Origin of the sequence: Mesorhizobium sp. ES1-3 (assembly GCF_020164795.1) — a bacterium.
Taxonomy (GTDB): Bacteria; Pseudomonadota; Alphaproteobacteria; order Rhizobiales; family Rhizobiaceae; genus Mesorhizobium.
In genome coordinates this window covers 66,143-88,070 of the sequence record NZ_JAIUGW010000012.1, presented here as the reverse complement: position 1 = coordinate 88,070, position 21,928 = coordinate 66,143, and the positions used below count along the sequence as shown (strand labels likewise).

23 protein-coding genes and 1 riboswitch are annotated in these 21,928 nt (G+C 64.2%); of the genes, 11 read left to right on the top strand and 12 right to left on the bottom strand.

Going from position 1 to position 21,928, the window contains the following annotated elements:
* Positions 1–6: 6 nt before the first annotated feature.
* Together LB536_RS17885 and LB536_RS17880 are read left to right on the top strand one after the other, a co-directional pair.
* Positions 7–948 (top strand): threonine/serine dehydratase, encoded by a 942-nt coding sequence (locus tag LB536_RS17885; protein ID WP_140754289.1) that lies wholly within the window; start codon positions 7–9, stop codon positions 946–948.
* Positions 949–1,160: 212 nt separating this feature from the next.
* A complete protein-coding gene (locus LB536_RS17880; protein WP_224595066.1) occupies positions 1,161–3,758 on the top strand; it encodes a TIGR02302 family protein in 2,598 nt (865 codons plus the stop codon).
* Positions 3,759–3,784: 26 nt separating this feature from the next.
* Here LB536_RS17880 and LB536_RS17875 read toward each other — a convergent pair whose 3' ends face one another.
* Entirely contained in the window at positions 3,785–4,660 is an 876-nt protein-coding gene (locus LB536_RS17875; RefSeq protein ID WP_224595063.1) for a LysR family transcriptional regulator, read from the bottom strand.
* A 222-nt stretch (positions 4,661–4,882) separates the two neighbouring features.
* Between LB536_RS17875 and LB536_RS17870 the strand changes: the two genes are divergently transcribed.
* The gene (locus LB536_RS17870; protein ID WP_224595061.1) at positions 4,883–5,830 is read left to right on the top strand and encodes a DMT family transporter; all 948 of its coding nucleotides are present in this window, start codon (positions 4,883–4,885) and stop codon (positions 5,828–5,830) included.
* On the opposite strand, the gene LB536_RS17865 is transcribed toward LB536_RS17870, so the two are convergent.
* From LB536_RS17865 to LB536_RS17855, 3 genes are all read right to left on the bottom strand, one after another.
* Complete coding sequence (locus tag LB536_RS17865; protein WP_167531492.1) at positions 5,831–6,202, bottom strand: response regulator; 372 nt, start codon at positions 6,200–6,202, stop codon at positions 5,831–5,833.
* A gap of 75 nt (positions 6,203–6,277) precedes the next feature.
* Positions 6,278–6,820: a hypoxanthine phosphoribosyltransferase gene (gene hpt, locus LB536_RS17860; RefSeq protein ID WP_140754297.1), complete on the bottom strand. Its 543-nt coding sequence runs from the start codon at positions 6,818–6,820 to the stop codon at positions 6,278–6,280.
* Positions 6,821–6,843: 23 nt separating this feature from the next.
* Positions 6,844–7,488, bottom strand: coding sequence for a hypothetical protein (locus LB536_RS17855; RefSeq protein WP_224595059.1), 645 nt, complete (start codon positions 7,486–7,488; stop codon positions 6,844–6,846).
* 251 nt (positions 7,489–7,739) lie between these two features.
* Here LB536_RS17855 and ftsE point away from each other — a divergent pair, with 251 nt between their 5' ends.
* The 3 genes from ftsE (at position 7,740) to LB536_RS17840 (ending at position 10,213) form a co-directional block, all read left to right on the top strand.
* Positions 7,740–8,399, top strand: coding sequence for a cell division ATP-binding protein FtsE (ftsE, locus tag LB536_RS17850; protein ID WP_010911739.1), 660 nt, complete (start codon positions 7,740–7,742; stop codon positions 8,397–8,399).
* Positions 8,392–9,378 carry a cell division protein FtsX gene (locus tag LB536_RS17845; RefSeq protein ID WP_140754301.1) on the top strand — a complete coding sequence of 329 codons (987 nt, stop codon included), beginning with the start codon at positions 8,392–8,394 and terminating at the stop codon, positions 9,376–9,378. The genes ftsE and LB536_RS17845 overlap by 8 nt, the downstream gene beginning before the upstream one ends.
* Positions 9,379–9,487: 109 nt before the next feature.
* Positions 9,488–10,213 (top strand): YdcF family protein, encoded by a 726-nt coding sequence (locus tag LB536_RS17840; RefSeq protein ID WP_224595057.1) that lies wholly within the window; start codon positions 9,488–9,490, stop codon positions 10,211–10,213.
* Positions 10,214–10,220: 7 nt separating this feature from the next.
* On the opposite strand, the gene LB536_RS17835 is transcribed toward LB536_RS17840, so the two are convergent.
* From LB536_RS17835 to LB536_RS17825, 3 genes are all read right to left on the bottom strand, one after another.
* Positions 10,221–10,853 (bottom strand): pyridoxamine 5'-phosphate oxidase family protein, encoded by a 633-nt coding sequence (locus tag LB536_RS17835; RefSeq protein WP_140809463.1) that lies wholly within the window; start codon positions 10,851–10,853, stop codon positions 10,221–10,223.
* A gap of 24 nt (positions 10,854–10,877) precedes the next feature.
* Complete coding sequence (locus tag LB536_RS17830) at positions 10,878–11,348, bottom strand: DUF1348 family protein (protein ID WP_140754307.1); 471 nt, start codon at positions 11,346–11,348, stop codon at positions 10,878–10,880.
* 61 nt (positions 11,349–11,409) lie between these two features.
* Entirely contained in the window at positions 11,410–11,961 is a 552-nt protein-coding gene (locus tag LB536_RS17825; protein ID WP_224595055.1) for a carboxymuconolactone decarboxylase family protein, read from the bottom strand.
* 101 nt (positions 11,962–12,062) lie between these two features.
* Between LB536_RS17825 and LB536_RS17820 the strand changes: the two genes are divergently transcribed.
* Positions 12,063–12,968 carry a LysR family transcriptional regulator gene (locus LB536_RS17820; RefSeq protein ID WP_224595050.1) on the top strand — a complete coding sequence of 302 codons (906 nt, stop codon included), beginning with the start codon at positions 12,063–12,065 and terminating at the stop codon, positions 12,966–12,968.
* A 77-nt stretch (positions 12,969–13,045) separates the two neighbouring features.
* Positions 13,046–13,834, top strand: coding sequence for a lysophospholipid acyltransferase family protein (locus LB536_RS17815; protein WP_224595048.1), 789 nt, complete (start codon positions 13,046–13,048; stop codon positions 13,832–13,834).
* Positions 13,835–13,853: 19 nt separating this feature from the next.
* Here LB536_RS17815 and LB536_RS17810 read toward each other — a convergent pair whose 3' ends face one another.
* From LB536_RS17810 to LB536_RS17800, 3 genes are all read right to left on the bottom strand, one after another.
* Positions 13,854–14,474 (bottom strand): LysE family translocator, encoded by a 621-nt coding sequence (locus tag LB536_RS17810; protein ID WP_140754315.1) that lies wholly within the window; start codon positions 14,472–14,474, stop codon positions 13,854–13,856.
* Between the two features lie 93 nt (positions 14,475–14,567).
* Positions 14,568–15,515: an aldo/keto reductase gene (locus tag LB536_RS17805; protein WP_224595045.1), complete on the bottom strand. Its 948-nt coding sequence runs from the start codon at positions 15,513–15,515 to the stop codon at positions 14,568–14,570.
* Between the two features lie 119 nt (positions 15,516–15,634).
* Entirely contained in the window at positions 15,635–16,156 is a 522-nt protein-coding gene (locus tag LB536_RS17800) for a gamma-glutamylcyclotransferase (protein WP_140809477.1), read from the bottom strand.
* Between the two features lie 134 nt (positions 16,157–16,290).
* Here LB536_RS17800 and LB536_RS17795 point away from each other — a divergent pair, with 134 nt between their 5' ends.
* Positions 16,291–17,289 carry a DUF2125 domain-containing protein gene (locus LB536_RS17795; protein WP_140809479.1) on the top strand — a complete coding sequence of 333 codons (999 nt, stop codon included), beginning with the start codon at positions 16,291–16,293 and terminating at the stop codon, positions 17,287–17,289.
* A gap of 122 nt (positions 17,290–17,411) precedes the next feature.
* Positions 17,412–18,341, top strand: a complete 930-nt coding sequence (locus LB536_RS17790; protein WP_224595043.1) for a sugar kinase — start codon at positions 17,412–17,414, stop codon at positions 18,339–18,341.
* On the opposite strand, the gene LB536_RS17785 is transcribed toward LB536_RS17790, so the two are convergent.
* Together LB536_RS17785 and hisC are read right to left on the bottom strand one after the other, a co-directional pair.
* Positions 18,338–19,273, bottom strand: a complete 936-nt coding sequence (locus tag LB536_RS17785; protein ID WP_224595026.1) for a prephenate/arogenate dehydrogenase family protein — start codon at positions 19,271–19,273, stop codon at positions 18,338–18,340. The two genes, LB536_RS17790 and LB536_RS17785, sit on opposite strands and share 4 nt — an antisense overlap.
* Positions 19,274–19,278: 5 nt before the next feature.
* A complete protein-coding gene (gene hisC / locus LB536_RS17780) occupies positions 19,279–20,388 on the bottom strand; it encodes a histidinol-phosphate transaminase (protein WP_224595023.1) in 1,110 nt (369 codons plus the stop codon).
* Positions 20,389–20,525: 137 nt separating this feature from the next.
* A riboswitch (SAM riboswitch) is annotated at positions 20,526–20,603 on the top strand.
* A 119-nt stretch (positions 20,604–20,722) separates the two neighbouring features.
* On the opposite strand from hisC, the gene metX reads away from it, so the two are divergent.
* Positions 20,723–21,892 carry a homoserine O-acetyltransferase MetX gene (gene metX, locus LB536_RS17775; RefSeq protein WP_224595020.1) on the top strand — a complete coding sequence of 390 codons (1,170 nt, stop codon included), beginning with the start codon at positions 20,723–20,725 and terminating at the stop codon, positions 21,890–21,892.
* The last annotated feature ends 36 nt before the right edge of the window (positions 21,893–21,928 follow it).

Genomic DNA, 21,928 nt, shown 5'->3' with positions numbered 1-21,928 from the left:
GAAATCATGTCGCAGGGCAATACCGTCACTCGCGAACGCATTGCCGCGATGGAACCGCGCATCCGCCCCTATATCAGGCACACGCCGGTACTGCGCGTCGACATGGCCGACTTCGACCGGCCGCCATTGGCGATCGACCTCAAGCTCGAATGCCTGCAGCATTCCGGCTCATTCAAGGCGCGCGGCGCCTTCACCAACCTTATGGAGCGGTCGGTTCCCGAGGCTGGCGTCGTCGCCGCATCGGGCGGCAACCATGGCGCGGCGGTCGCCTATGCCGCCATGCGGCTTGGCCACAAGGCGACCATCTTCGTTCCCGAAGTGAGCCCACAGGCCAAGCTGGACCGCATTCGCGGCTACGGTGCCGACCTCGTCATCGGTGGCGCCCGCTATGCCGAGGCGCTGGCGGCCAGCGAACGTTTCGCCGAGCAAACCGGCGCCTTGCAGATTCACGCCTTCAACCAGGAGGAAACGCTTGTCGGCCAGGGCACGCTCGGGCTCGAAATCGAAAGCGATCTGCCTGAGATCGACACGCTGCTGGTCGCCGTCGGCGGTGGCGGCCTGATCGGCGGTATCGCCGCCTGGTATGCCGGCCGCATCCGCATCGTCGCCGTCGAGCCCGAGGGCGCGCCGACGCTTCACCGCGCGTTCGAGGCCGGCCATCCGGTCGACGCTCCGGCCGAAGGCATCGCTGCCGATTCGCTGGCGCCAAAGCGCGTCGGCGAAATGATGTTCCCGATCGCCGAAGCCTTCGTCGAACGCTCCATCCTGGTCAGCGACGACGACATCATCGCCGCCCAGAAGGCGCTCTGGAACCGCGTGCGCATCATTTCGGAACCAGGTGGTGCCGCCGCCTTCGCCGCGATCCTGTCCGGCCGCTACGCGCCGGCGCCGGGCGAACGGGTCGCAGTGCTGGTCTGTGGCGCCAACGCAAACCCCGCCAATTTCTGATTGCAACCATTTCGGCCGGTTTCACGTTTTCTCAAACTGCCTCGCCTTTGCCGTGTTTGCTGGTATTCTTCGAGTCGTGAGGCTTGGGCTATCCTGCCCCGCCTCGCAGCATGATCCCGAAAGTGGAATCCGGTTTTCGGAACAGATCATGCTCAAAGAGATAGAGCCCCATTCCGGTCCTTTCAGGACGGAACAGGCTCTCGGAAGGGCCGATGACGCAACGACCCATCTTCAGCACCGATCGCGGCCTGGCCGGACGCCTGGCGTTGAGCCGGATGGCGACGCGGGTCTCGATGATGGTCGAGCGCGGCTGGCCGCTGCTGCTCCCGCTCATTGTTGTTGCCAGCCTGTTCCTCAGCGCCTCCTGGTTCGGCATTTTTCCCCGGCTACCGGATGTGGTGCGCATCGGCCTTGTCGCCGTGTTCGGCCTGGCAGGGCTGGCCGCGCTTTATCCGCTGCGCTTTTTCCGCATGCCAGGCGCCGCCGAGGTCGATCGCCGAATCGAGGCCGCCAACAGACTGCTGCACAGCCCCGTGCAGGTGCAGAGCGACCGACCCAGCGGCCACGAAAGCAGTTTCTCGCAGGCGCTCTGGCGCGAGCACCAGAAACGCATGGCTGGAAGGCTCGACAGTCTCGGCGCCGACCTGCCGCGCACGCGCGTGCCGGAACGCGACCCCTGGGGACTGCGCGCCGTGGCGGCGCTCCTGCTCGTCAACGCCTTTGCCTTCTCCTTCGGGCCGACCGGCGGCAGGCTGAGCGATGGGTTCAGCGCACATGGCACGCTCGACGCCGTGCCGCCACGCATCGACGCGTGGGTGACGCCGCCGGCCTATACCGGCAAGCCGCCGATCTTCCTGACCGCCGATGCCAACCAGGCGACGCCGACCTTCACCATTCCGGAAGGCAGCGATGTCTCCTTGCGTGTCACCGGAGGCTCGGGCGAGGAAACGCTTGCCTATGCCGACAAGGATGGCAACGCACGCGCCATCGACCCGCAAGCCGCCGCCAAGCCGGCAGCAAGCCCGGCGGTGCCGTCCCCCGCCTCGTCTTCGAAGATACGCCAGTTCATCGGCAAGCTGACCGGCGACGGCACGCTGACGCTGAAGTCCGGCGACGACCAACTCGGCCGCTGGGCCTTCGCCGTGTTGCCGGACAAGCCGCCGCAGATCCGCTTCGTCGGTGAGCCCAAGCGCGCCGCCAACGGCGCCTTTGAGCTCAACTACCAGATCGATGACGACTACGGCGCCGCGACCGCCAAGGCGGTCTTCGCGCTGGCCGATCCGCAGGCGCCGGGTGCGCATCCGCTCTACGGCCCACCTGACATGCCCCTGACGCTGCCACGCCGCGGCGGCAAGTCGAATGCCGCCCGCACCACGAAGGATCAGACCGAGCATGTCTGGGCCGGCAGCAGCATCAAGCTGACGCTGGTCGCCACCGACGACGCCGGACACACCGCGTCCAGCGAAACCAAGACACTGGTAATGCCAGAGCGGCCGTTCACCAACCCGCTGGCGCGCGCCGTGATCGAACAGCGCCGCCTGCTCGCGCTCGACGCCAAAGCCAAGCCGCGCGTGCTCGACCTGATGGAGGCCATCACGCTGCGGCCCGAAGACACGTTCGGCAACATGTCCCACTACCTCGCCATCATGAGCGCGATGAGCCGGCTGAAACTGGCCGGGAACGACGATCAGCTGCGCGGCGAGGTCGCCTATCTCTGGGAAATCGCGCTCGGCATCGAGGAGGGCAACCTTTCTGCCGCCGAAAAGCGGCTGCGCCAGGCGCAGCAGGCGTTGCAGGACGCCATCAAGAACGGCGCCAGCGACGCCGAGATCGAGAAGGCGATGAAGGAATTGCGCGAGGCGATGAACCAGTTCCTGCAGGAGTTCGCCGAACGCGCCAAGCAGAACCCGAACGCCCCGCAAATGAAGCAGAACGGCCAGGAACTGCGCCAGAGCGACATCGACCGCATGATGGACCAGATCGAGAATCTGGCGAAGTCGGGCGATCGCGACAAGGCGCAGCAATTGCTGTCGCAGCTGCAGGACATGATGAACAATCTCCAGGCCGGCCGCCAGCAGCAGGGCGGTGAGCAGGACAGCCAGATGCGCCAGCAGATGGACAAGCTCGGCGAGATCCTGCGGCGCCAGCAGGAGATGATGAACGACACTTTCCGCATGGACCAGATGCAGCGCGGCGAGCGCCAGCGTGGCGAGAACCGCGACGAGCAGCTTGGCCAGGGCGGTGGCGAGAACCAGGACAAGCCGGGCGTTGGGCAGGACCGCGATCCGCTCGCCAGGCCGAAACCGATGACGCCGCAGGAATTCGCCGATGCGCTGAAGCAGTTGCAGGAAGGCCAGGGCCAGCTGAAGAGCGATCTCGAACAGCTGAAGAAGGGCCTCGAAGGCATGGGCATGGAGCCCAATGAAGGATTTGGCGAGGCCGGCAAGTCCATGGGCAGCGCCGAGAAGGCGCTTGGCGAGGGTCAGGGCGACGAGGCTGTCGGCCACCAGGGCCGGGCGCTCGAGGCGCTGCGCAAGGGCGCCAAGGACATGATGAAGCAGATGCAGGCCATGCAGGGCGACCAGGGCGGCAGCCAGGAAGGCGGTCGTCAGCAGGGCGCCGACCGTGATCCGCTCGGCCGGCCGCGCGCCAGCCGGGGTCCCGATTTCGGCGATTCGGTCAAAGTGCCCGACGAGATCGACGTGCAGCGCGCCCGCCAGATCCTGGAAGCGATCCGCAAGCGGCTCGGCAATGCGCTAAGCCCCGATATCGAGCGCAGCTATCTGGAACGGCTGCTGGAGCTGAAATAGCAAGCGGCGGGAGCAACCGGCGACATCTATGACGCGGGTTGGACCTGCCTGTTGACGAACGCCTCGCGGATCGCCTCCTGCATGCCGTCGATCGCCTCGCCTGACGCGTTCGGGTTGCGATGCATCACCACATTGGAGGAATCGATGTCGCCGAACCCGTCGGCGGCCGTGAGTTCGCGGCAGTCCACCGGGATGTTGCTGCGCGAAATCGGCGCGATCGCCAAGCCCGAGGTGACAGCAAGCTTCAGGCCGCCGGTGGTGTCGCTGGTATAGGCAACGCGATAGGCAAGGCCGCGCTGCTCCAGCGATTTGATGGCGAAATCCTTGCACCAGCTGGCCCGGTTGTAGAGGGCGATCGGCACCGGACGTTCCTCATGCATATGATGCAGGTTCGACGTCACCCAGACCGTCGGATCGTGCATCAGCACTTCGCCGCCAGATGGGTCCTGCCATTCGAACACCACGCACAGATCGAGTTCACCAGCGAGGAGTGCCGCGATCTGCGCCTCCGAATGGGCGTAGCGCACGGTGACCTCGACCTTGGTGTGGCGCTTCGAGAATGCGCCGAGCGCGCGCGACAGGATGGCGTGGCCATATTCCTCCGGAATGCCGATGCGCACGGGCCCGCCCAGCGGCGCCGCCGTCATCGAAGCAGCCGTCTCATCGAGCAGCGAGACGATACGGCGGGCATTGACGATGAGTTCGCCACCACGCCGCGTCAATGCGACACCGCGTGAACCGCGCTCGAACAGGCTGTCGCCGACCAGCTCTTCGAGCTTCTTCATCTGCATCGACACGGCCGACTGGGTTCGGCCGGCCTGCTCGGCGGCTCTCGTGAAATTGCCGGCCTCGGCGATGGCGACGAAGGTGCGCAGGAGATCGCTGTCGAGTGTTGGCCGCATCGCATCCATCATAAGAAAATTTGATTGCTGGCATCATTCCAATTCGTTTGCAACATGTCAAACGCCGGACGATAGTCGCCTCACCCATTGGATATGCAGCCGCGAAATCGGCTGCGGACCAACCAAAGAGTCCTCACTCGTGCCCGCTGCCCGAAAACGGTGGCGGGTTCTTTTTGATCTGGAGAGGGTCGCCGGATCATATGCGCGGGAGCCTGAACGCGGATGCAGAATAGGATGGTGCGCGGCATCCTGAGCCTGTGCCTGGGCGTGCTGGTCTTCTCGCTGCAGGACCCGCTCGTCAAAGCCGTGTCGAGCGGCTACCCGGTGACCGAGGTGATGGCGATCCGCTCGATCGTCGCCCTGCCGATCCTGTTCCTTCTCGTCCATGCCGATGTCGGGCTGCGCGCCATCCTGTCGCGGCGCTTCGGCATGCTGACCATGCGTGCCTTCATCCAGTTCACGTCCTACACGGTCTATTACCTGGCCATCGCCGCCCTACCGCTGGCCGACGCCGTGGCGCTCTATTTCATGGCGCCGCTCTGCATCATGGCGATGGCCGGCCCCTATCTTGGCGAGCGCGTTTCCTGGCAGACGCTGGCAACCGTGCTGATCGGCATGCTTGGCGTCCTGGTGATGCTGCGCCCCGGCGCCGGACTGTTCGATTGGGCGGCCTTGCTGTCGCTGGGATCGGCCGTGCTCTACAGCTTTTCGCAATTGATGGCCCGCAAGATCGGCAATACCGAATCCTCCACCGTGATGGCCTTCTACCAGAACGGCGCCTATCTGACCGGCGCGGCCGTGGTCGCCGGCACGTTCCACCTCGCCGGCATAACCCACGCCGTCCACCCGAGCCTCGAATTCCTGGTGCGGCCGTGGATCTGGCCGACACTGCCGGATTTCCTCAAGATGGCCGCGTGCGGTTTCGTTGCTTCTGCCGGCATGATCCTGCTCTCGCAGGGCTACCGGCTGGCGCCGGCCAATCGCGTCGCCACCTTCGAATATACCGGCATCCTGTGGTCGCCGCTGTGGGGCTTCCTGTTCTTCGCCGAGGTGCCACGCTCGACGACCGTGATCGGCGCGGCGCTCATCATCGGCGCCGGCCTGCTGGCGCTCAACACCGAGCGGCGGACCGGCCCGGCGCCGGCGCTTGTCGCCAGGGATCCGGCCTGATCAGGCGAAGCAGATCAGCGCCCGTTCGACGCGTGAACGGATCTCAGCCAGCGTGAAGGGCTTTTGCACGACGTCGAGGATAATGCCGTTCAATTCCTCGGCGCGCTCGCGCTGGTCGGCGTAGCCGGTCATCAGCATGATCTTCATCGCCGGAAAAAGTGCTGCGGCCGCAACCGCCATCTCGATGCCGTCCATCTCCGGCATGCGGATGTCGGAGACGACGAGATCGTAGCCGCCGTTTGCGGCGCGGATCAGCGAAAGCCCCTGCGCGCCGTCGGCGGCGATATCGATTGCGTGGCCGGCGCGTTCGAGCGCGCGGGCTGCGAGGGTGCGGACGGACTCATCGTCCTCGACGATCAGAAGCTTTGCCATGGCCGGCATATTTGGCGGGCAAAAGTTGACTTTTCCTGAAGGCGGAAGAGGTCGGCAAGTCTTTTTGGAAGTCGTTCAAGCATCGCCTTTGACGACGCCCACGAACGGCAGTTCGCGGAACGCATGCGAGACGTCCATGCCGTAGCCGACGACGAAATAATCGGGGCAGTCGAAGCCTACATAGTCGGCATTGAGCGCGGTCTGGCGGCGCATGCGCTTGTCGAGCAGCACGGCGATGGAACAGCTTTTCGCGCCACGCGACAGCATCAGGTCGCGCGTGAAGCTCAGCGTCTTGCCCGATTCCAGAATGTCGTCGATCAGCAGTACGTCGCGCCCGGCGACTTCATTGTCGATGTCGCGCAGCACCCTCACCTCGCCACTGGTGGTGCCGGCGCCGTAACTGGAGATGAAGATGAACTCGACCTCGGGCGACAGGCCGACATCGTGCATGGCGCGGATCAGGTCGGCTGCGAAGATGAACGAACCCTTCAGCACCGAAATCACCAGCAGATCGTGATAGTCGTGCCCGGCGATCTCCTTGGCGAGTTCGAGATTGCGCCGCGCGATCGCCGATGCCGAAAACAGGACTTCGATGTCCTTGCCGCGTACGATGGGCATTGCTGGTCTTCTCCGGTGATCGCCTACTCGGCGAAAGTAACCAAAACGGTTCTAACGCCGTTCTTAGGCACGTCGAGCCGGCTGGCAAAGCCGAATCTTTCGCCCGATGCCAGCGAGCGGCCGAATGTCCCCAACCTATAGCGGGTCGTGCGTCCGTCATTGCCCGTCACCCGGATTTCGAGCGGCGGCATTGTCGCCGGCCTCGTCCCATCATTGGCGGCCTCGCCATCGACGAACAGCACCGGATTGGCGCCCGAGGCATCGACGCGTGAGGTGACGCCTGAAATGGTCAGCGCCGACGCTTGCGTGCCGGCCAGGAACGGCGCCTGTCGCACTAGCGCATGACCGCCGGAGACCCAGAAGGCGGCAAGGGCTGCACCGATGCCGGCGATCCAGAAGATCGGCCCTCCACGTGATGCCGGCGGCCGTTTCGCTTGTGCTTCCGGCTTGCGCAGCATGTCCATGCCCTCGATGGGCGGGGGGACGATCGCACGCGGCGGCGGTGAATCGCTTTCCACCGTAGGGGCAAAGCGCGGCATCACTTCATAGTCCGCATCGATAATATCGGCCGCCGGACCGCGCACGATCCGGTCCGCCATGCCAATTGCCGGCGGTTCGGTCATGATTTCGCCGGAAACCGGGCGCGCGGTTCGTGGGTCAGCCATCATGGCCCAGTATTGCACCTGTTCGCTTTTCGTTTCTTTTGCGTAAACACAAATGGTTAACGCTTCCCCACCGGAGCCCTCGTGACGCGCCGAAACAGCCCAGGAATTAACCGCCGGTTAACCATGCCGGCCGATGGTCTTTTCGCAGAACAGGCCGGCTCGCCGCCGGCTCTAAAAGAGACAGAGCATGATGTCGCCCGAAAACCGCGTCACACTTTTCGGCATCATGCTCCAGGAAATTCAGGTCGCCGAAATTGATTCGCTTCGAAAATGTCGGCCTCCGCTATGGCATGGGTCCGGAAATCCTCCGCGACATCTCCCTGCACATACCGGAGCGCTCCTTCCAGTTCCTGAGCGGGCCTTCGGGTGCCGGCAAGACGACCTTGCTGCGCCTTTTGTTCATGTCGCTGAAGCCGACGCGCGGGCTGATCACCATCTTCGGCAAGGACCGCTCGCGCATTTCACGCACCGAACTGCCGCATCTGCGCCGCCGCATCGGCGTGGTGTTCCAGGATTTTCGCCTGCTCGACCACATGACCACCTATGAGAATGTCGCCTTGCCATTGCGCGTGCGCGGGCGCGAGGAAGCGAGCTACCGCACCGACGTCACCGAGCTGTTGAAATGGGTGGGGCTCGGCGAACGCATGCATGTGCTGCCGCCGGTCCTGTCAGGCGGCGAGAAGCAGCGCGCCGCGATCGCGCGCGCCCTGATCGAGCAGCCGGAAATCCTGCTCGCCGACGAGCCGACCGGCAATGTCGATCCGCCGCTGGCGCGACGCCTGCTGCGGCTGTTCATCGAGCTCAATCGCCTCGGCACCGCCGTGGTGATCGCGACCCACGATCTTGGCCTTATGGAACAGGTCGACGCGCGCCGCATGATCCTGGCCGGCGGAAGGCTTGATATCTATGACTGAGCTATCGGCCGACCATTTCGAGCAGCAGGATGCCGAGGCGGTCGAGGCAAGACCGCGCGCCCAGCGCAAGATGGCGCCGATCGTACCGGCGCAGAACATTGCCGGCCGCGCACTGGTGCTGGTCATCGCCATCATGACCTTCCTGTCCTGCCTGACCTTCGGCGCGGTGACGCTGGTGCGCGACACGGCCTCGGTCTGGGAAAACCAGATCTCGCGCGAGGCGACGATCCAGATCAAGCCGGCCGACGGCCTCGATATGGAGGCGGCGCTTAGCCAGGCCTCGCAGATCGCCGGCGAATTCCCGGGCGTGAAGTCGACCCGAATCATCGACCGCGAAGCGACCGCCAGGCTGTTGGAGCCCTGGCTGGGATCGGGCCTCAACATCGACGACCTGCCGGTGCCGCGCCTGATCATCGTCACCATCGACGAGAACAGCCCGCCCGACTTCGCCGCCATGCGCGCCGCGATCACGCCGAAACTGCCGAGTGCATCGCTCGACGACCACCGTACCTGGGTCGACCGGCTGGTGGCCATGGCCCGCACCACGGTGACCATCGGCATCGCCGTTCTGGCCTTGATGCTGTCGGCAACGGTGCTGACCGTGGTATTCGCGACCCGTGGCGCCATGGACGGCAACGGCCACATCATCGAGGTGCTGCATTTCGTCGGCGCCGAGGCGCGCTTCATCGCGCGCGAATTCCGCCGGCACTTCCTGGTCACCGGGATGAAGGGCGCGGCCGCCGGCGGAGCGGCGGCGGTGCTCGTCTTCATCGTGTTTTCATGGTGGTCGTCGCGTAACATGGCAACACCGCAGGCCGATCAGGCGACCGCTTTATTCGGTAACTTCGCCATCGGCTCCGCGGGTTATCTGGGCGTCGTCCTGATGGTGCTGGTGATTGGCGCGCTGACGGCGGCGACCTCGCACGCCACCGTCGTCGCCTATCTTAGCGACATCGACGTTCGTCAACCCGACGCATGAAAGGAACTCGTCTTGGCGTGGATGGAAACACGGCGATCACGGATCGAGAATTCGCGTAACGCAAAGTGCGTCTTTTAGCTATCAAAGGCCGCATTTCGGGATTAACCATATGGCCATGGACGTGCGGGACTCGACCGGGACGGCTGGACAGCTGCCAGTGGTGGTTTCCCGTTGGCGCGCCCACGGCAAGGTTGGTCATTTAAGAACCGCCGTGCGCCTCTCCGCTCTTTCCCTGCTTATGATCGCAATGGTGTTCGCTGGCGGCTTCGGCTGGTTTGCCAGCAAGGTCAGTCATCTGACCACGCCCACCAACCCGGCCAAGGCCGACGCCATCATCGTACTGACCGGCGGCCAGTCGCGCCTCGACGCCGCGATGGAGCTGCTGGCGTCCGGCAAGGGCGAGCGGCTTTTGATCAGCGGCGTGCATCCATCGGCCAGCCGTCGCCAGCTTCAGGCGGCGACCGGCGGCGACAAGAAGTTGTTTTCCTGCTGTGTCGACATCGACCGCGCCGCGCTCGATACGATAGGCAACGCGGAGGAAAGCGCCAAATGGGTGGAAAACCACGCCTATGGCACGGTGATCCTGGTCACCAACAATTATCACATGCCGCGCAGCCTGCTGGAGATGGGCCGGCTGCTGCATGGCGCCAAGCTCGAACCCTACCCGGTGGTCAATTCCAACCTGGATAATGGCAGTTGGCTGACCAAGCCGCGGGCCGTGCGCGTGCTGTTCACCGAATACACCAAATACCTGCTGGCGCTGGCTCGCGGCATTATCCCGGTGAAGCCGACGCCCGAAGGCATCGCGCTGGCCGAGACCGCCGCCGGCGGCTGAGCCCGCATCATTGCTTGGCGCCAGCCCCTGAAACGCCCTTGAGGCGCGCGATCTCCCGTTCAAGGTCTTGGATGCGCCGGTCGCGTTCGCCAAGCGCCGCTGCCACATCAGCCGCCTCGAAGCGCTGCGGTATATGTTGCGGGCAATTGGCATCCCATGCCGAGACGGTGAACAGGATGACCTGCTCCGGACGCGCCTTGTAGTCCGGCGGCATCAGCCGCGTCATCATCTCGGCGTCGTCTTCGACAACGCGCGCCGTACCCCAGATCTTGATGCGCTGGCGCATCATGTAATCAATCAGGAACAGAAAGGCTCTCGGATTGTCGGCCAGGTTGCCCTGTGTGATGAACTGCCTGTTGCCGGAAAAATCCGCGAAGCCGATCGTCTTCTCGTCGAGCACCTTGAGAAAGCCGGCAGGGCCGCCGCGATGCTGGATGTAGGGCTGGCCATCGCCATTGGCCGTCGACAGGAAGACGCTGGTCTGCATTTCGATGAAGGCGGCAAGGTCCGGTGTGATCGCCGACTGCCAGCCGCCTCGCTCCTCGACGCGGGCATAGGACTGGCGCGAGCCCTTGCGCGCCTGGATCGCCTTGACCGTCGGCGTGAAGGCGACATCGCTCGCAAATGCGTGTGCGTTCATCGAAACCTCCTTGCGTGAACGTTCCTAAAGGCCGAGCTCCGACAACGTCGGATGGTCGTCCGGCCGCCGGCCGAGCGGCCAGTGATATTTGCGCTCGGCCTCGGCGATCGGCAGGTCGTTGATGCTGGCAATGCGCAGACGCATCAGCCCGTGCTCGTCGAATTCCCAGTTCTCGTTGCCATGACTGCGGAACCATGAGCCACTGTCGTCGCGCCATTCATAGGCGAAGCGCACCGCGATGCGATTGCCGTGAAAGGCCCAGACCTCCTTGATCAGCCGATAGTCGAGCTCGCGTGTCCATTTGCGGGTCAGGAACGCCTGGATCGCATCGCGCCCCTGCAGGAACTCGGCCCGGTTGCGCCAACGGCTGTCCGCCGTATAGGCGAGCGCCACCCGCGCCGGATCGCGCGAGTTCCAGGCATCCTCCGCCATGCGCGCTTTCTGCGCTGACGTCTCGGCGGTGAAGGGGGGAAGCGGCGGGCGGCTATCAGACATGGGATCTCCTCTGCGGCATGAAGGGTTGGGGCCGGCGGGCACCGCCGCCCCCTTTCCGGATTCAGGCAGCATCGCGCGCGGAAACAACCGGAAAATCGATCTCCGTCTGTGCAACCTCGTTGATATAGTTGGTCCAGACGTTCAGGACGACATGCTGGACGATCTCGATGATCTCCCCGTCGTCATAGCCCGCGAGCCTGACAGCGGCGAGATCCTCCTGGCCGACATGCCCGCGGCTTTGCGCAACCCTGGCGGCAAAACGCACCGCCGCGGCTGCCTTGGGATCCGAGGAGCCGCCATGGCGGTTGGCGATCATCTCGGCATCGTCGAGCCTTGCAAGGTTCTTGCCGAGATAGGTGTGGGCGGAAAGACAGTAGTTGCAGCCATTGATCTCGGCGATCGCCAGCGCGATGCGCTCGCGGGTCGGCGCTGGAAGCCGGCCCTTGGCCAAGGCTCCCATCATGCCGAGATAGCCTTCCAGCGCGGCCGGACTGTTGGCGACCATCCGAAACAGGTTCGGCACGACACCAAGCTGTTTTTCCACCGCCTGCAGCATGGGCTGCGAGGCGGCGGGAGCGGCTGCGATGGACGAAGGCGTGGCAATGCGGGGCATGAAGATCTCCTTGTTGAGGTACCACGCCCATATGCAGCCTTCCATGTTGCGGATGTAGATGCCATATTTGCAATCAACCCTTCCATTTTCTGGAAGAAATGATGGATCGTCTCGAAGCCATGTCCCTTTTCGTCGCGGCAGCGGAAGGCGGCAGCCTTTCCGCCGCCGCGCGCCGTTCGGACGTTCCGCTGGCAACGGTCAGCCGCAAGGTCTCCGAGCTGGAGCGCCACCTGAAGACACGCCTGTTGAACCGCTCGACGCGGCGGCTGACACTGACCGACGCGGGCCATGCCTATCTCGCTGCCTGCCGCCGCATTCTCGAAGAGGTCGGCGACGCCGAACGCACCGCCGGCGGCGAATACAGCGCCCCGACGGGAGAACTGATCATCACCGCGCCGATCGTCTTCGGCCGTCTTCACGTGTTGCCGGTTGTCACCGAGTTCCTCGCCGCCTTTCCCCTGGTGGATATCCGGCTCACGCTCAGTGACAGGATAAGCCAGTTGGCCGAGGACCATATCGACCTCGCCGTCCGCATCGGCAGGCTGCCGGATTCGCGCATGGTCGCCATCAGGGTCGGCTCGATCGGTCATGTCGTCTGCGCAAGCCCTGCCTATCTGGCTCTGCACGGCATTCCGCGGACCCCGGGAGAGCTCGATACGCACAGCTGCATCACCTTCGAGGGTCTTGGCTCGCTCGCCACCTGGACCTTCACCGTGGACAAGGCTGATTTTATTGTGCCGGTCCGCTCAAGGCTCCGGGTCAACACTGCCGAGGCAGCGATCGATGCGGCGATCGCCGGGGTCGGGCTGACCCGGGTGCTTTCCTACCAGATCGTCGCCGCCATACGATCAGGAACACTGCGCCCCGTGCTCGGGGATTTCGAACCCGAGCCTTGGCCGGTTAACCTGGTACATGCGGGCCAGGGCCGGCTGCCGGTGAAATTGCGCGCCTTCCTCGACTTCGCCGCCCCGCGCCTGAGGGAACGCCTGGCGCAGGCGACCTGGTAGAACGGGCAGCATCGCACTGTTTCCTTTTTCCCTGCGCTTGGTGTAACCAACGCACACTTCCTCACCGGACCTCCCCCATGCTCTATGTCAGATCGCTGGCGTTCAATTTCGTCTTCTACGTCAATCTGATCGTCCAGATGATCCTCTGGACCCCGTACTATTTCTTGTCGCCCCGTCACCGCGCCTGGTTCGTGCCGAAATTCTGGTCGCGCACCTCGATGTGGCTCTATGACAAGATCGCCGGAACGAAGAACGACATTACCGGGCAGGAAAACCTGCCCGAGGGCTCCTTCATCCTGGCACCCAAGCACCAATCGTTCTGGGACGCGATCGCCTTCTTCCCGTTCCTCCAGGACCCGCTTTACATCCTGAAGCGCGAGTTGACCTGGATCCCGTTCTTCGGCTGGTACATCTTGAAGATGCGCATGATCCCGGTTGATCGCGGCAGCCGCTCCAAGGCGCTGAAGGCCGTGGTCGCCGCGACCAGGGAAGAGATGGCGCGCAACCCGCGCCAGCTGATCATCTATCCCGAAGGCACGCGCCGGGCGCCGGGCGACGAGCCGGCCTACAAATACGGCATCGTCGAAATCTACACGCAGCTTGGCGTTCCGGTCGTGCCGGTCGCCCATGTCGCCGGCCTCTATTGGCCGCGCCGCAAGTTCCTGCGCTATCCCGGGACCATCAAGGCACGCTTCCTGCCGCCCATACCGCCAGGTCTGGGCAAGGAAGAGTTCATGGCGCGGCTGATCGGCGAGACCGAGGCTGCCTGTGACCAGCTTCTCGTCGAGACATCGCGGGCGCCCAACCCGCCGGCCCTGCCGCCAACGGCGATCAAGCGGCTTCGGGAGCTGGGCACGAAGGCCTGAAGGCTCTCCGGCCAGGCAATCAGCCGTAAACAGCCAGCACCGTGGTCAGCACCAGCGTCGCGGCAAAGACCAGATTGACTATCCGCGAGGCGACTGGCCTGCGTAGGAAGCGCGCGAACGCCGCACCGGCAAGAAGCCATGCGGCGTGGATGACAACGATCATCACCGCGAGAACGGTCAGTTTCGTCCCCAGCCCGAGGTCGACATCGCCTGACGAGGCACCCACGAACACGGCGGCGATCGCCACATAGGCTTTCGGGTTGGCCACCGCGAGGAGAAAACCGGCCAGCCATGTCGGGCGCGACGCCTCGGCGGCACGTGCAGCCAATGGCGGGGCGGTGGCGATCTTGAAGGCGAGATAGAGGATGTAGGCCGCGGACGCGACAACCAGCAATGGCGCCAGCTTCGGCATCGAAGCCAGCGCCGCCATGACCCCGGTCGCCACGACCAGCAGAACGGCGGTCGTGCCCAGGACAATGCCGCCGGCGTAGCGCAGCGAATCGCGCAGGCCGAAGGCAGCGCCGACGGCGGTGACGCTTATCGTCGCCGGCCCCGGGCTGCCCATGACGACGGTGGCGGCCAGCAACAGCGCAAGCAATTGGCGCCAAAGCTCCGGCTGCGAAACATGCGGTCCGGCCATCTGATCCTCGCCCTGCACCCCTGTGCGAAGGGACGGTATGGCAAGACATGAGGACCGTCTTGGACGTTCGTGCGTCCCGCGTTACCGGCAGCCTCAGGCGCTGGCTCTGTCGAGTTCGGCCATGTCGTCCGCGCTCAACTTCAACGACACCGCCTTGATCAGGCTGTCCATCTGGCTCGGCTTGGTGGCGCTGGCGATCGGTGCGGTGACGCCCGGCCGCGCGATAACCCAGGCAAGCGCCACTTCCGCCTGCTTGGCCGAATGCCGGGCCGATATGGCGTCGAGCGCCGCCAGAATGCGCATGCCGCGTGGATTGAGATAGCTGCCGACATCCTCGCCGCGCTCGCTCTGGCCGAGATCGGCTTCCGTTCGGTACTTGCCGCTGAGAAAACCCTTGGCCAGGCTGAAATAGGTGATGACGCCGATATCCTCGGCCACGCAGAGGTCGCGCAGCGGGCCATCGAAGGAAGAGCGGTCGTAAAGATTGTATTCCGGCTGCAGCACCTCATAGCGCGGCAGGCCGCGCAGGCTTGCCACGTCCAGTGCCGCGCGCAACTGGCCGGCATCGAGGTTCGAACAGCCGGCATGGCGGATCTTGCCCTTGGCGAGCAATTTCTCATAGGCGCCGAGCGTTTCCTCATAGGGCGTGGTCGGATCCGGCCAGTGCGACAGATAGAGATCGATGAATTCGGTCCGCAGCCGCTTCAGCGATGCGTCGACGGCCTTTTCGATATAGGCGGCGGACAGGTCCTTGTGGCCCTGCCCCATGTCCGAGCCGACCTTGGTGACCACCACGACCTTGTCGCGATTACCCCGATCCTTCATCCATTTGCCGATGATGGCTTCCGATTCGCCGCCCTTGTTGCCGGGCACCCAACGCGAATACGCGTCGGCCGTATCGATGGCATTGAGGCCCGCGTCGACGAAGCGGTCGAGCAGGTCGAAAGAGGTTTTCTCGTCAGCGGTCCAGCCGAAGACATTGCCGCCCAGAACCAGCGGCGCGATGGAAAGGTCGGTGCGACCGAGACGGCGTTTCTGCAAGACTAATCTCCGTGGATTGGATCGGCGGACGGCGCCCGCAGGCTAAGGTTCGGAGCTTAAGCTAGGTCTTGCGGCATCGAGGTCAAAGGCCTGGCCGCCTTTTCCGCAGAGCCAGCGCTTCACAAAGTCGCTATCCGGCGCGCCACATCCTCCAGCCAGTGGTCGCGGATATCGAGCGCTTCCAGATGCTTCAGCGTGCTCAACACATAGTCCTCATTGTTGCCGGATCGGCCGACCGCGCCGCGCACCACGGTCGCCGCATCCGCCGTATCCAGCGCACCGGCATATTGCTCATGCCTGCGGTCGACGATGTAGGCCACGGCCTCGACCGCACCGCCGCCGTCGAGACGAACCTTGAGCGTCCGCTCGAGATAGACGCTGGTGACAAGTTCGCGCTCGCGCAGGTAGGCGATGACCTCGTCGCGCAATTCGCCGGGCACTCGGAAGGCAAGGCCGACGCAGGAACCGCCATGGTCGAGGCCGAGCACCAGTCCCGGTCGCTGACGCGTGCCACGGTGCACGAAGGAATAGACGCAGAGCGAGCGGCGATAGCCATGCAGGTGGGCACGCCGTGTCTCGACATGCGCGAAACCCGGTCGCCAGATCAGCGAACCATAGCCGAACACCCAAAAATCGCCCATATCACCGCCCCTGATTGCAAAAAGAATGGCAACACCGCACCGGAAACCGGTGTTTTTTCCGCCCGTGTCCGTCTACCTAGTGTTCGGAATCGAGAATCCGTCCACACCATCCATGCGTTAATGAGAGCCAAAGCATGACGTCAAGTGACGAACGCCAACCGGGTAACCGTCGCCGCCTGTGGTGGCTTGCCGCGTTGATCCTCGTGCTGTTCGCCCTTTACAGTGCCGGCTGGTTCTACCTGGCCAGCAGGGTCAGGACTGAAGCCGACAAGACGGTTGCCACGCTCAACAAGAGCGGTATCCAGGCCGGCTGCGCCAACCTCCAGGTCAGTGGCTATCCCCTGAGCTTTGCCGTCTCTTGCGACAACCTCGCCTATGAGGACGATGCCAAGAACATTGCCGCCTCGGCCGGTAGTTTCAATGCCACCGCCCAGATCGTCCAGCCCTTGTCGCCGGTTGCCAATCTGCGCGGTCCGCTCCGGACCTCCGTCCCGGGCATGATGCCGCTCTGGATCGACTGGGACAATCTGCAGGCCAACGTCAAACTGTGGTACCCGCTGCCGCGGCGTATAGCGCTGCAGGCCGAGGGCCTGTCGGGCCAGACCGACCCGGCCGACGACACCGATCCAGTCGAACTGTTCAGTGCCGGCAAGGCATCAGGCCAGTTGCAGCCGAATGGTGGGGATCTCGACTATGTCGGCAGCTTTGGCGATCTCGAGATCGATTCCGACGCGATCGGCGGGCGCGTGCTGCCGGCGCTCGATGCCAGCGGCGACGTGACACTGAAGAACGGCGTCGCATTGGTCGGCACGCAGGTGAAAAGCCTGCGTGGCCAAAAGATCGAAATCCGCAACCTCGATCTGTCGTCGGGGACCGCGCGTGTCACCGTTTCCGGCCCGCTTTCGGTCGATGCCGAGGGCCTGGTCGATGCCGATCTGATGATCAGGATCAAGGATCCCAAGGCCGTGGCATCTATCCTTGCCGGCGCCATACCCGAGCAGAAGAATGCGATTGAGCAGGGTTTTGGCGCCTTGGCCCTGCTCGGCAGCGAACCGTCGATGCCGCTGAAAGTGGTCAAGGGCAAGGCCTCGCTCGGCTTCATCCCGCTGGGCAAGATCAAGCCGGTGCAATAGAGCATGATCCCGAAAAGTGGGAACCCGTTTTCGCGGACAAACGGTTTCCGTTTGTCCAGAGATCATGCTCCAACAAAGAGATTGATCGGGATGACGAAACGTCATCCCTATCTAGTCCCGCCATGGCAAGACCCGTGAGGCTCCTGAGTGTCGGGGCGCTGACGCTGGATACGATCCTGCGTGTCGATACTTTGCCCAACCATCAGGGAAAATTCATCGCCTCCGACGGCGTCCAGATCGCCTCGGGCATGGCCACGAGCGCTGCCTGCGCCGCGCACCGTCTCGGCGCCGAGGTATCGCTATGGGCGAGCGCCGGCGACGATCCGGTCGGCGATCAGCTGATTGCGGGAATAGAGGCCGAGGGCGTCGATTGCAGCCATGTGCGCCGCGTCGGCGGCGCGCGCTCGGCACTGGCCTCGATCCCGGTCGATGCGCATGGCGAGCGTATCATCGTGCCTTTCTACGACACACGCGCGCAGGCTGATCCCGAGGCTTTGCCGTTCACCAACGTCGCGGCATTCGATGCCGTGCTGGCCGACGTGCGCTGGCCGGGTGCCGCAGCACTAGCCCTGAAGGCAGCGCGAGCCGCTGGCCGTCCGGCGATCCTCGATGCCGATACCGCGCCGCTGGCGGTGCTGGAGCAATTGTTGCCGCTGGCCTCGCACATCGTCGCCTCTGAGCCGGCGGTCCGTATCATATGCGGCCACGCGCTGGATATGGAGAGCGCTTGCACGGACCTCGCCTCGCGTACCGACGCGTTCGTTGCGGTTACCGGCGGCGCGGCCGGTACCTGGTGGTTCGATCGAAGCGCCGGATCATCCCGCCATGTCGAGGCCCCGAGGATCAAGGCGGTCGACACGCTGGCCGCCGGCGATGTCTTTCATGGCGCCTTTGCCATCGGGCTGGCGGAAGCCATGCCGGTCGAGCAGGCCTTGCGTTTCGCAAGTGCGGCCGCGGCGCTCAAATGCCTGCGCTTCGGCGGCAGGCTGGGCGCGCCGGATCGGGCCGAGACGCTCGCCATGATGGCAGCGACCTGGCCTGAAACGGCTTAGCTCTTTGCCGGATGCTCGACCGCCTGGCGGCCAAAGTCGGGCACATCGATATCCTGGCCGGCCTCGATGATCGAGCGGCGCACGGCGCGCGTGCGGGTAAACAGGTCGAAGAGCTTTTCCCCATCGCCCCAGCGGATCGCGCGCTGCAGGAACGCCAGGTCTTCGGAGAAGCGCGCCAGCATTTCGAGGATGGCGTCCTTGTTGTGCAGGCACACGTCCCGCCACATGGTCGGATCGGATGCGGCCAGACGCGTGAAATCGCGAAAACCGGAGGCGGAATATTTGATCACTTCCGTCTTGGTCACCGATTCCAGATCGTCGGCGGTGCCGACGATATTGTAGGCGATGATGTGCGGCAGATGCGAGACGATGGCGAGCGTCATGTCGTGATGCTGCGGGTCCATCGTGTCGATGTTGGCGCCGCAGCGGCGCCAGAATTCCGACAGCCGTTCCAGCGCTTCCGGATCGGTGCCCGGCACCGGCGTGAAAATGCACCAGCGATTGTCGAACAGATCGGCGAAGCCGGCGTCCGGGCCGGATTTTTCGGTGCCCGCCAGCGGATGGCCGGGAATGAAATGCACGCCATCAGGCACATGCGGCTGCATCTGCGCGATGACCGAGGCCTTGGTCGAACCGACATCGGTGAGGATCGCCCCTTTTTTCAGCGCCGGCGCGATTTCCTGCGCCACCGCGCCGGACGAACCGACCGGCACCGAGACGATGATCAGATCGGCATCACGCACCGCTTCCCTGGCATCCGTGGTGTAGAAATCGCCGAGGCCCAGTTCCTCGGCTCGCTTGAGTGTGGCCGCGCTGCGGGTCGAGATGGCGACATGGCGAGCCAAACCCTCGCGGCGGATGACGCGGGCGAGCGACGAGCCGATCAGGCCAATGCCGACCAGCGCGATCTTTTCGAACATCGGTGATGTCATGGCTTCTAGCTTTTCAGAAATGTCGTGAGCGCGGCGACAACGCCGCGATTGGCCTCTTCGGTGCCGACGGTCATGCGCAGCGCGTTGGGAAAGCCGTAGCCTGAAACGCGCCGCAGAATATAGCCGCGCGCGGTCAAATACTCATCAGCAGCCGCTGCGGAATGCTTTTGGTCGTCGGGAAAATGGATGAGCAGGAAATTGCCGACGCTGGGTGTCACGCGCAGCCCGAGCCCGGTCATCTCCTGGCTCAGCCAGGTGAGCCAGGTCTCGTTATGCGCCACGCTGCGCTCGACATGGGCGCGGTCGCGGATCGCGGCGATGCCGGCTTCGATCGCCGTCGCATTGACGTTGAAGGGACCGCGCACGCGGTTGATCGCGTCGACGATGTGCATCGGACCATACATCCAGCCGATGCGCGCGCCGCCAAGGCCGATCTTGGAGAAGGTGCGGGTCATCACCACGTTCTCGGCGCTGCCAACAAGTTCTATGCCGGCTTCATAGTCGTTGCGGCGGACATATTCGGCATAGGCCGCGTCGAGCACCAGAAGCACGTTTTTCGGCAGTCCGGCATGCAGACGACGCACCTCCTGGAATGGCACATAGGTGCCGGTCGGGTTGTTGGGATTGGCCAGGAACACGATTTTCGTGCGCGGCGTCACGGCTGCCAGCATCGCATCGATGTCGGCGCGCTCGTCGGTCTCCTTGACCACGACCGGCGTGGCGCCCGCCGACTGGATGTAGATCTTGTAGACCATGAAGGCGTGTTCGGTGAACATGGCCTCGTCGCCCGGTGCGAGATAGGTCTGCGCCAGCAGGCCGAGGATCTCGTCGGAACCGTTCGAGCAGATGATGTTCTGCGCGTTGAGGCCATGCACCTCGGCGATCGCCTCGCGCAACCGCCTGGCGGTGCCGTCGGGATAGATGTCGAGTTTGCCGGCGACTTCGCGCGCGGCCTCGATCGCCTTCGGCGAGGGCCCCAGCGGATTCTCGTTCGACGACAGCTTGTAGACCTTGGCGACACCGGCGGGCGCCGTGCTCTTGCCGGGCACGTAGGCGTCTATGTCCATGATGCCCGCGCGCGGGGTTGGACGTGCCTGATCGAGTGTCTGGTTCATATCTTGCAAAATCCGTCAAAAATGCCTCCATCCGGAAGCCGCTGCGGAAATACAAGCCGCGGCAGGCAATGTCGAGGGGCGGCAGTGGTGCCAGCGGCCGCCATTGACGGCGAGGCGGACGAGTTCTAGAAGGACGGTGACAGTTCCGTGGTGATTTGGCCGGTCGGCTTGCAGCCACGTTAAACAATTCGCTAAAGGGCCGTTTGCGTGACGTAACCGGCTTTGCGAAGGCAATGCCGGTTTTTTGTTGTCCGCGACCGGCCGGACGAACGCATCGGCGGCGCGGAGATCGGCAGCGATTTCCGCAAAAGCACGGTGCAGCAAGAGAGACGTGATGGCTGCTCTGCGTGCAGGAAAGACCAACAACGAGGCCGACCAACCGTCGAGCCCGGTGTTGCGTTTCGGGCCCGACAAGCCGCTCAAGCTCGATGCCGGCACGCTGCTGTCGCCATTCCAGATCGCCTACCAGACCTATGGCACGCTGAACGACGCCCGTTCCAATGCCATCCTCGTCTGCCATGCGCTGACTGGCGACCAGCATGTCGCCAGCACCAATCCGGTGACCGGCAAGCCGGGCTGGTGGGAAGTGCTGATCGGCCCCGGCAAGATCATCGATACCAGCCGTTTCTTCGTCATCTGCTCCAACGTCATCGGCGGCTGTCTTGGTTCCACCGGGCCGGCATCGACCAATCCCGCCACGGGAAAGCCCTATGGGCTCGACCTTCCGGTGATCACCATCCGCGACATGGTGCGTGCGCAGCACATGCTGGTCGACCATTTCGGCATCGAGAAGTTGTTCTGCGTGCTGGGCGGTTCGATGGGCGGCATGCAGGTGCTGCAATGGGCGTCGAGCTATCCCGAGCGCGTGTTCTCGGCGCTGCCGATCGCCACCGGCGCGCGCCATTCGTCACAGAACATCGCCTTCCACGAAGTCGGGCGGCAGGCCGTGATGGCCGATCCGGACTGGCATGGCGGCAAATATTTCGAGCACGGCAAGCGCCCGGAAAAGGGGCTGGCGGTGGCCCGCATGGCCGCCCACATCACCTATCTGTCGGAGGCCGCCCTGCACCGCAAATTCGGCCGCAACCTGCAGGACCGCGAAGCGCTGACCTTCGGCTTCGATGCCGATTTCCAGATCGAGAGCTATCTGCGCCACCAGGGCATGACCTTCGTCGACCGTTTCGACGCCAACTCCTACCTCTACATGACCCGGTCGATGGATTATTTCGACCTTGCCGCCGACCATGGCGGCCGGCTGGCGGACGCCTTTGCCGGCACCAAAACCCGCTTCTGCCTGGTGTCCTTCACGTCGGACTGGCTGTTTCCGACCGAAGAGAGCCGCTCGATCGTGCACGCGCTCAACGCCGCCGGCGCCTCGGTGTCCTTCGTCGAGATCGAGACCGATCGCGGCCACGACGCCTTCCTGCTGGACGAGCCGGAACTGTTTGCCGCCATCAACGGCTTCGTCGGCTCGGCCGCGCGCGCCAGGGGGCTCGGCGCATGACCCCGAAAAGTTGCAGACTTTTCAGACGGTCATGTG

Bases quoted from the DNA above. Each gene is read 5' to 3' on its own strand.
- LB536_RS17885 (WP_140754289.1), top strand. From the start codon at position 7: ATGTCGCAGGGCAATACCGTCACTCGCGAACGCATTGCCGCGATGGAA.
- LB536_RS17880 (WP_224595066.1), top strand. From the start codon at position 1,161: ATGACGCAACGACCCATCTTCAGCACCGATCGCGGCCTGGCCGGACGC.
- LB536_RS17875 (WP_224595063.1), bottom strand. From the start codon at position 4,660: ATGCGGCCAACACTCGACAGCGATCTCCTGCGCACCTTCGTCGCCATC.
- LB536_RS17870 (WP_224595061.1), top strand. From the start codon at position 4,883: ATGCAGAATAGGATGGTGCGCGGCATCCTGAGCCTGTGCCTGGGCGTG.
- LB536_RS17865 (WP_167531492.1), bottom strand. From the start codon at position 6,202: ATGGCAAAGCTTCTGATCGTCGAGGACGATGAGTCCGTCCGCACCCTC.
- hpt (WP_140754297.1), bottom strand. From the start codon at position 6,820: ATGCCCATCGTACGCGGCAAGGACATCGAAGTCCTGTTTTCGGCATCG.
- LB536_RS17855 (WP_224595059.1), bottom strand. From the start codon at position 7,488: ATGATGGCTGACCCACGAACCGCGCGCCCGGTTTCCGGCGAAATCATG.
- LB536_RS17845 (WP_140754301.1), top strand. From the start codon at position 8,392: ATGACTGAGCTATCGGCCGACCATTTCGAGCAGCAGGATGCCGAGGCG.
- LB536_RS17840 (WP_224595057.1), top strand. From the start codon at position 9,488: ATGGCCATGGACGTGCGGGACTCGACCGGGACGGCTGGACAGCTGCCA.
- LB536_RS17835 (WP_140809463.1), bottom strand. From the start codon at position 10,853: ATGAACGCACACGCATTTGCGAGCGATGTCGCCTTCACGCCGACGGTC.
- LB536_RS17830 (WP_140754307.1), bottom strand. From the start codon at position 11,348: ATGTCTGATAGCCGCCCGCCGCTTCCCCCCTTCACCGCCGAGACGTCA.
- LB536_RS17825 (WP_224595055.1), bottom strand. From the start codon at position 11,961: ATGCCCCGCATTGCCACGCCTTCGTCCATCGCAGCCGCTCCCGCCGCC.
- LB536_RS17820 (WP_224595050.1), top strand. From the start codon at position 12,063: ATGGATCGTCTCGAAGCCATGTCCCTTTTCGTCGCGGCAGCGGAAGGC.
- LB536_RS17815 (WP_224595048.1), top strand. From the start codon at position 13,046: ATGCTCTATGTCAGATCGCTGGCGTTCAATTTCGTCTTCTACGTCAAT.
- LB536_RS17810 (WP_140754315.1), bottom strand. From the start codon at position 14,474: ATGGCCGGACCGCATGTTTCGCAGCCGGAGCTTTGGCGCCAATTGCTT.
- LB536_RS17800 (WP_140809477.1), bottom strand. From the start codon at position 16,156: ATGGGCGATTTTTGGGTGTTCGGCTATGGTTCGCTGATCTGGCGACCG.
- LB536_RS17795 (WP_140809479.1), top strand. From the start codon at position 16,291: ATGACGTCAAGTGACGAACGCCAACCGGGTAACCGTCGCCGCCTGTGG.
- LB536_RS17790 (WP_224595043.1), top strand. From the start codon at position 17,412: ATGGCAAGACCCGTGAGGCTCCTGAGTGTCGGGGCGCTGACGCTGGAT.
- LB536_RS17785 (WP_224595026.1), bottom strand. From the start codon at position 19,273: ATGACATCACCGATGTTCGAAAAGATCGCGCTGGTCGGCATTGGCCTG.
- hisC (WP_224595023.1), bottom strand. From the start codon at position 20,388: ATGAACCAGACACTCGATCAGGCACGTCCAACCCCGCGCGCGGGCATC.
- metX (WP_224595020.1), top strand. From the start codon at position 20,723: ATGGCTGCTCTGCGTGCAGGAAAGACCAACAACGAGGCCGACCAACCG.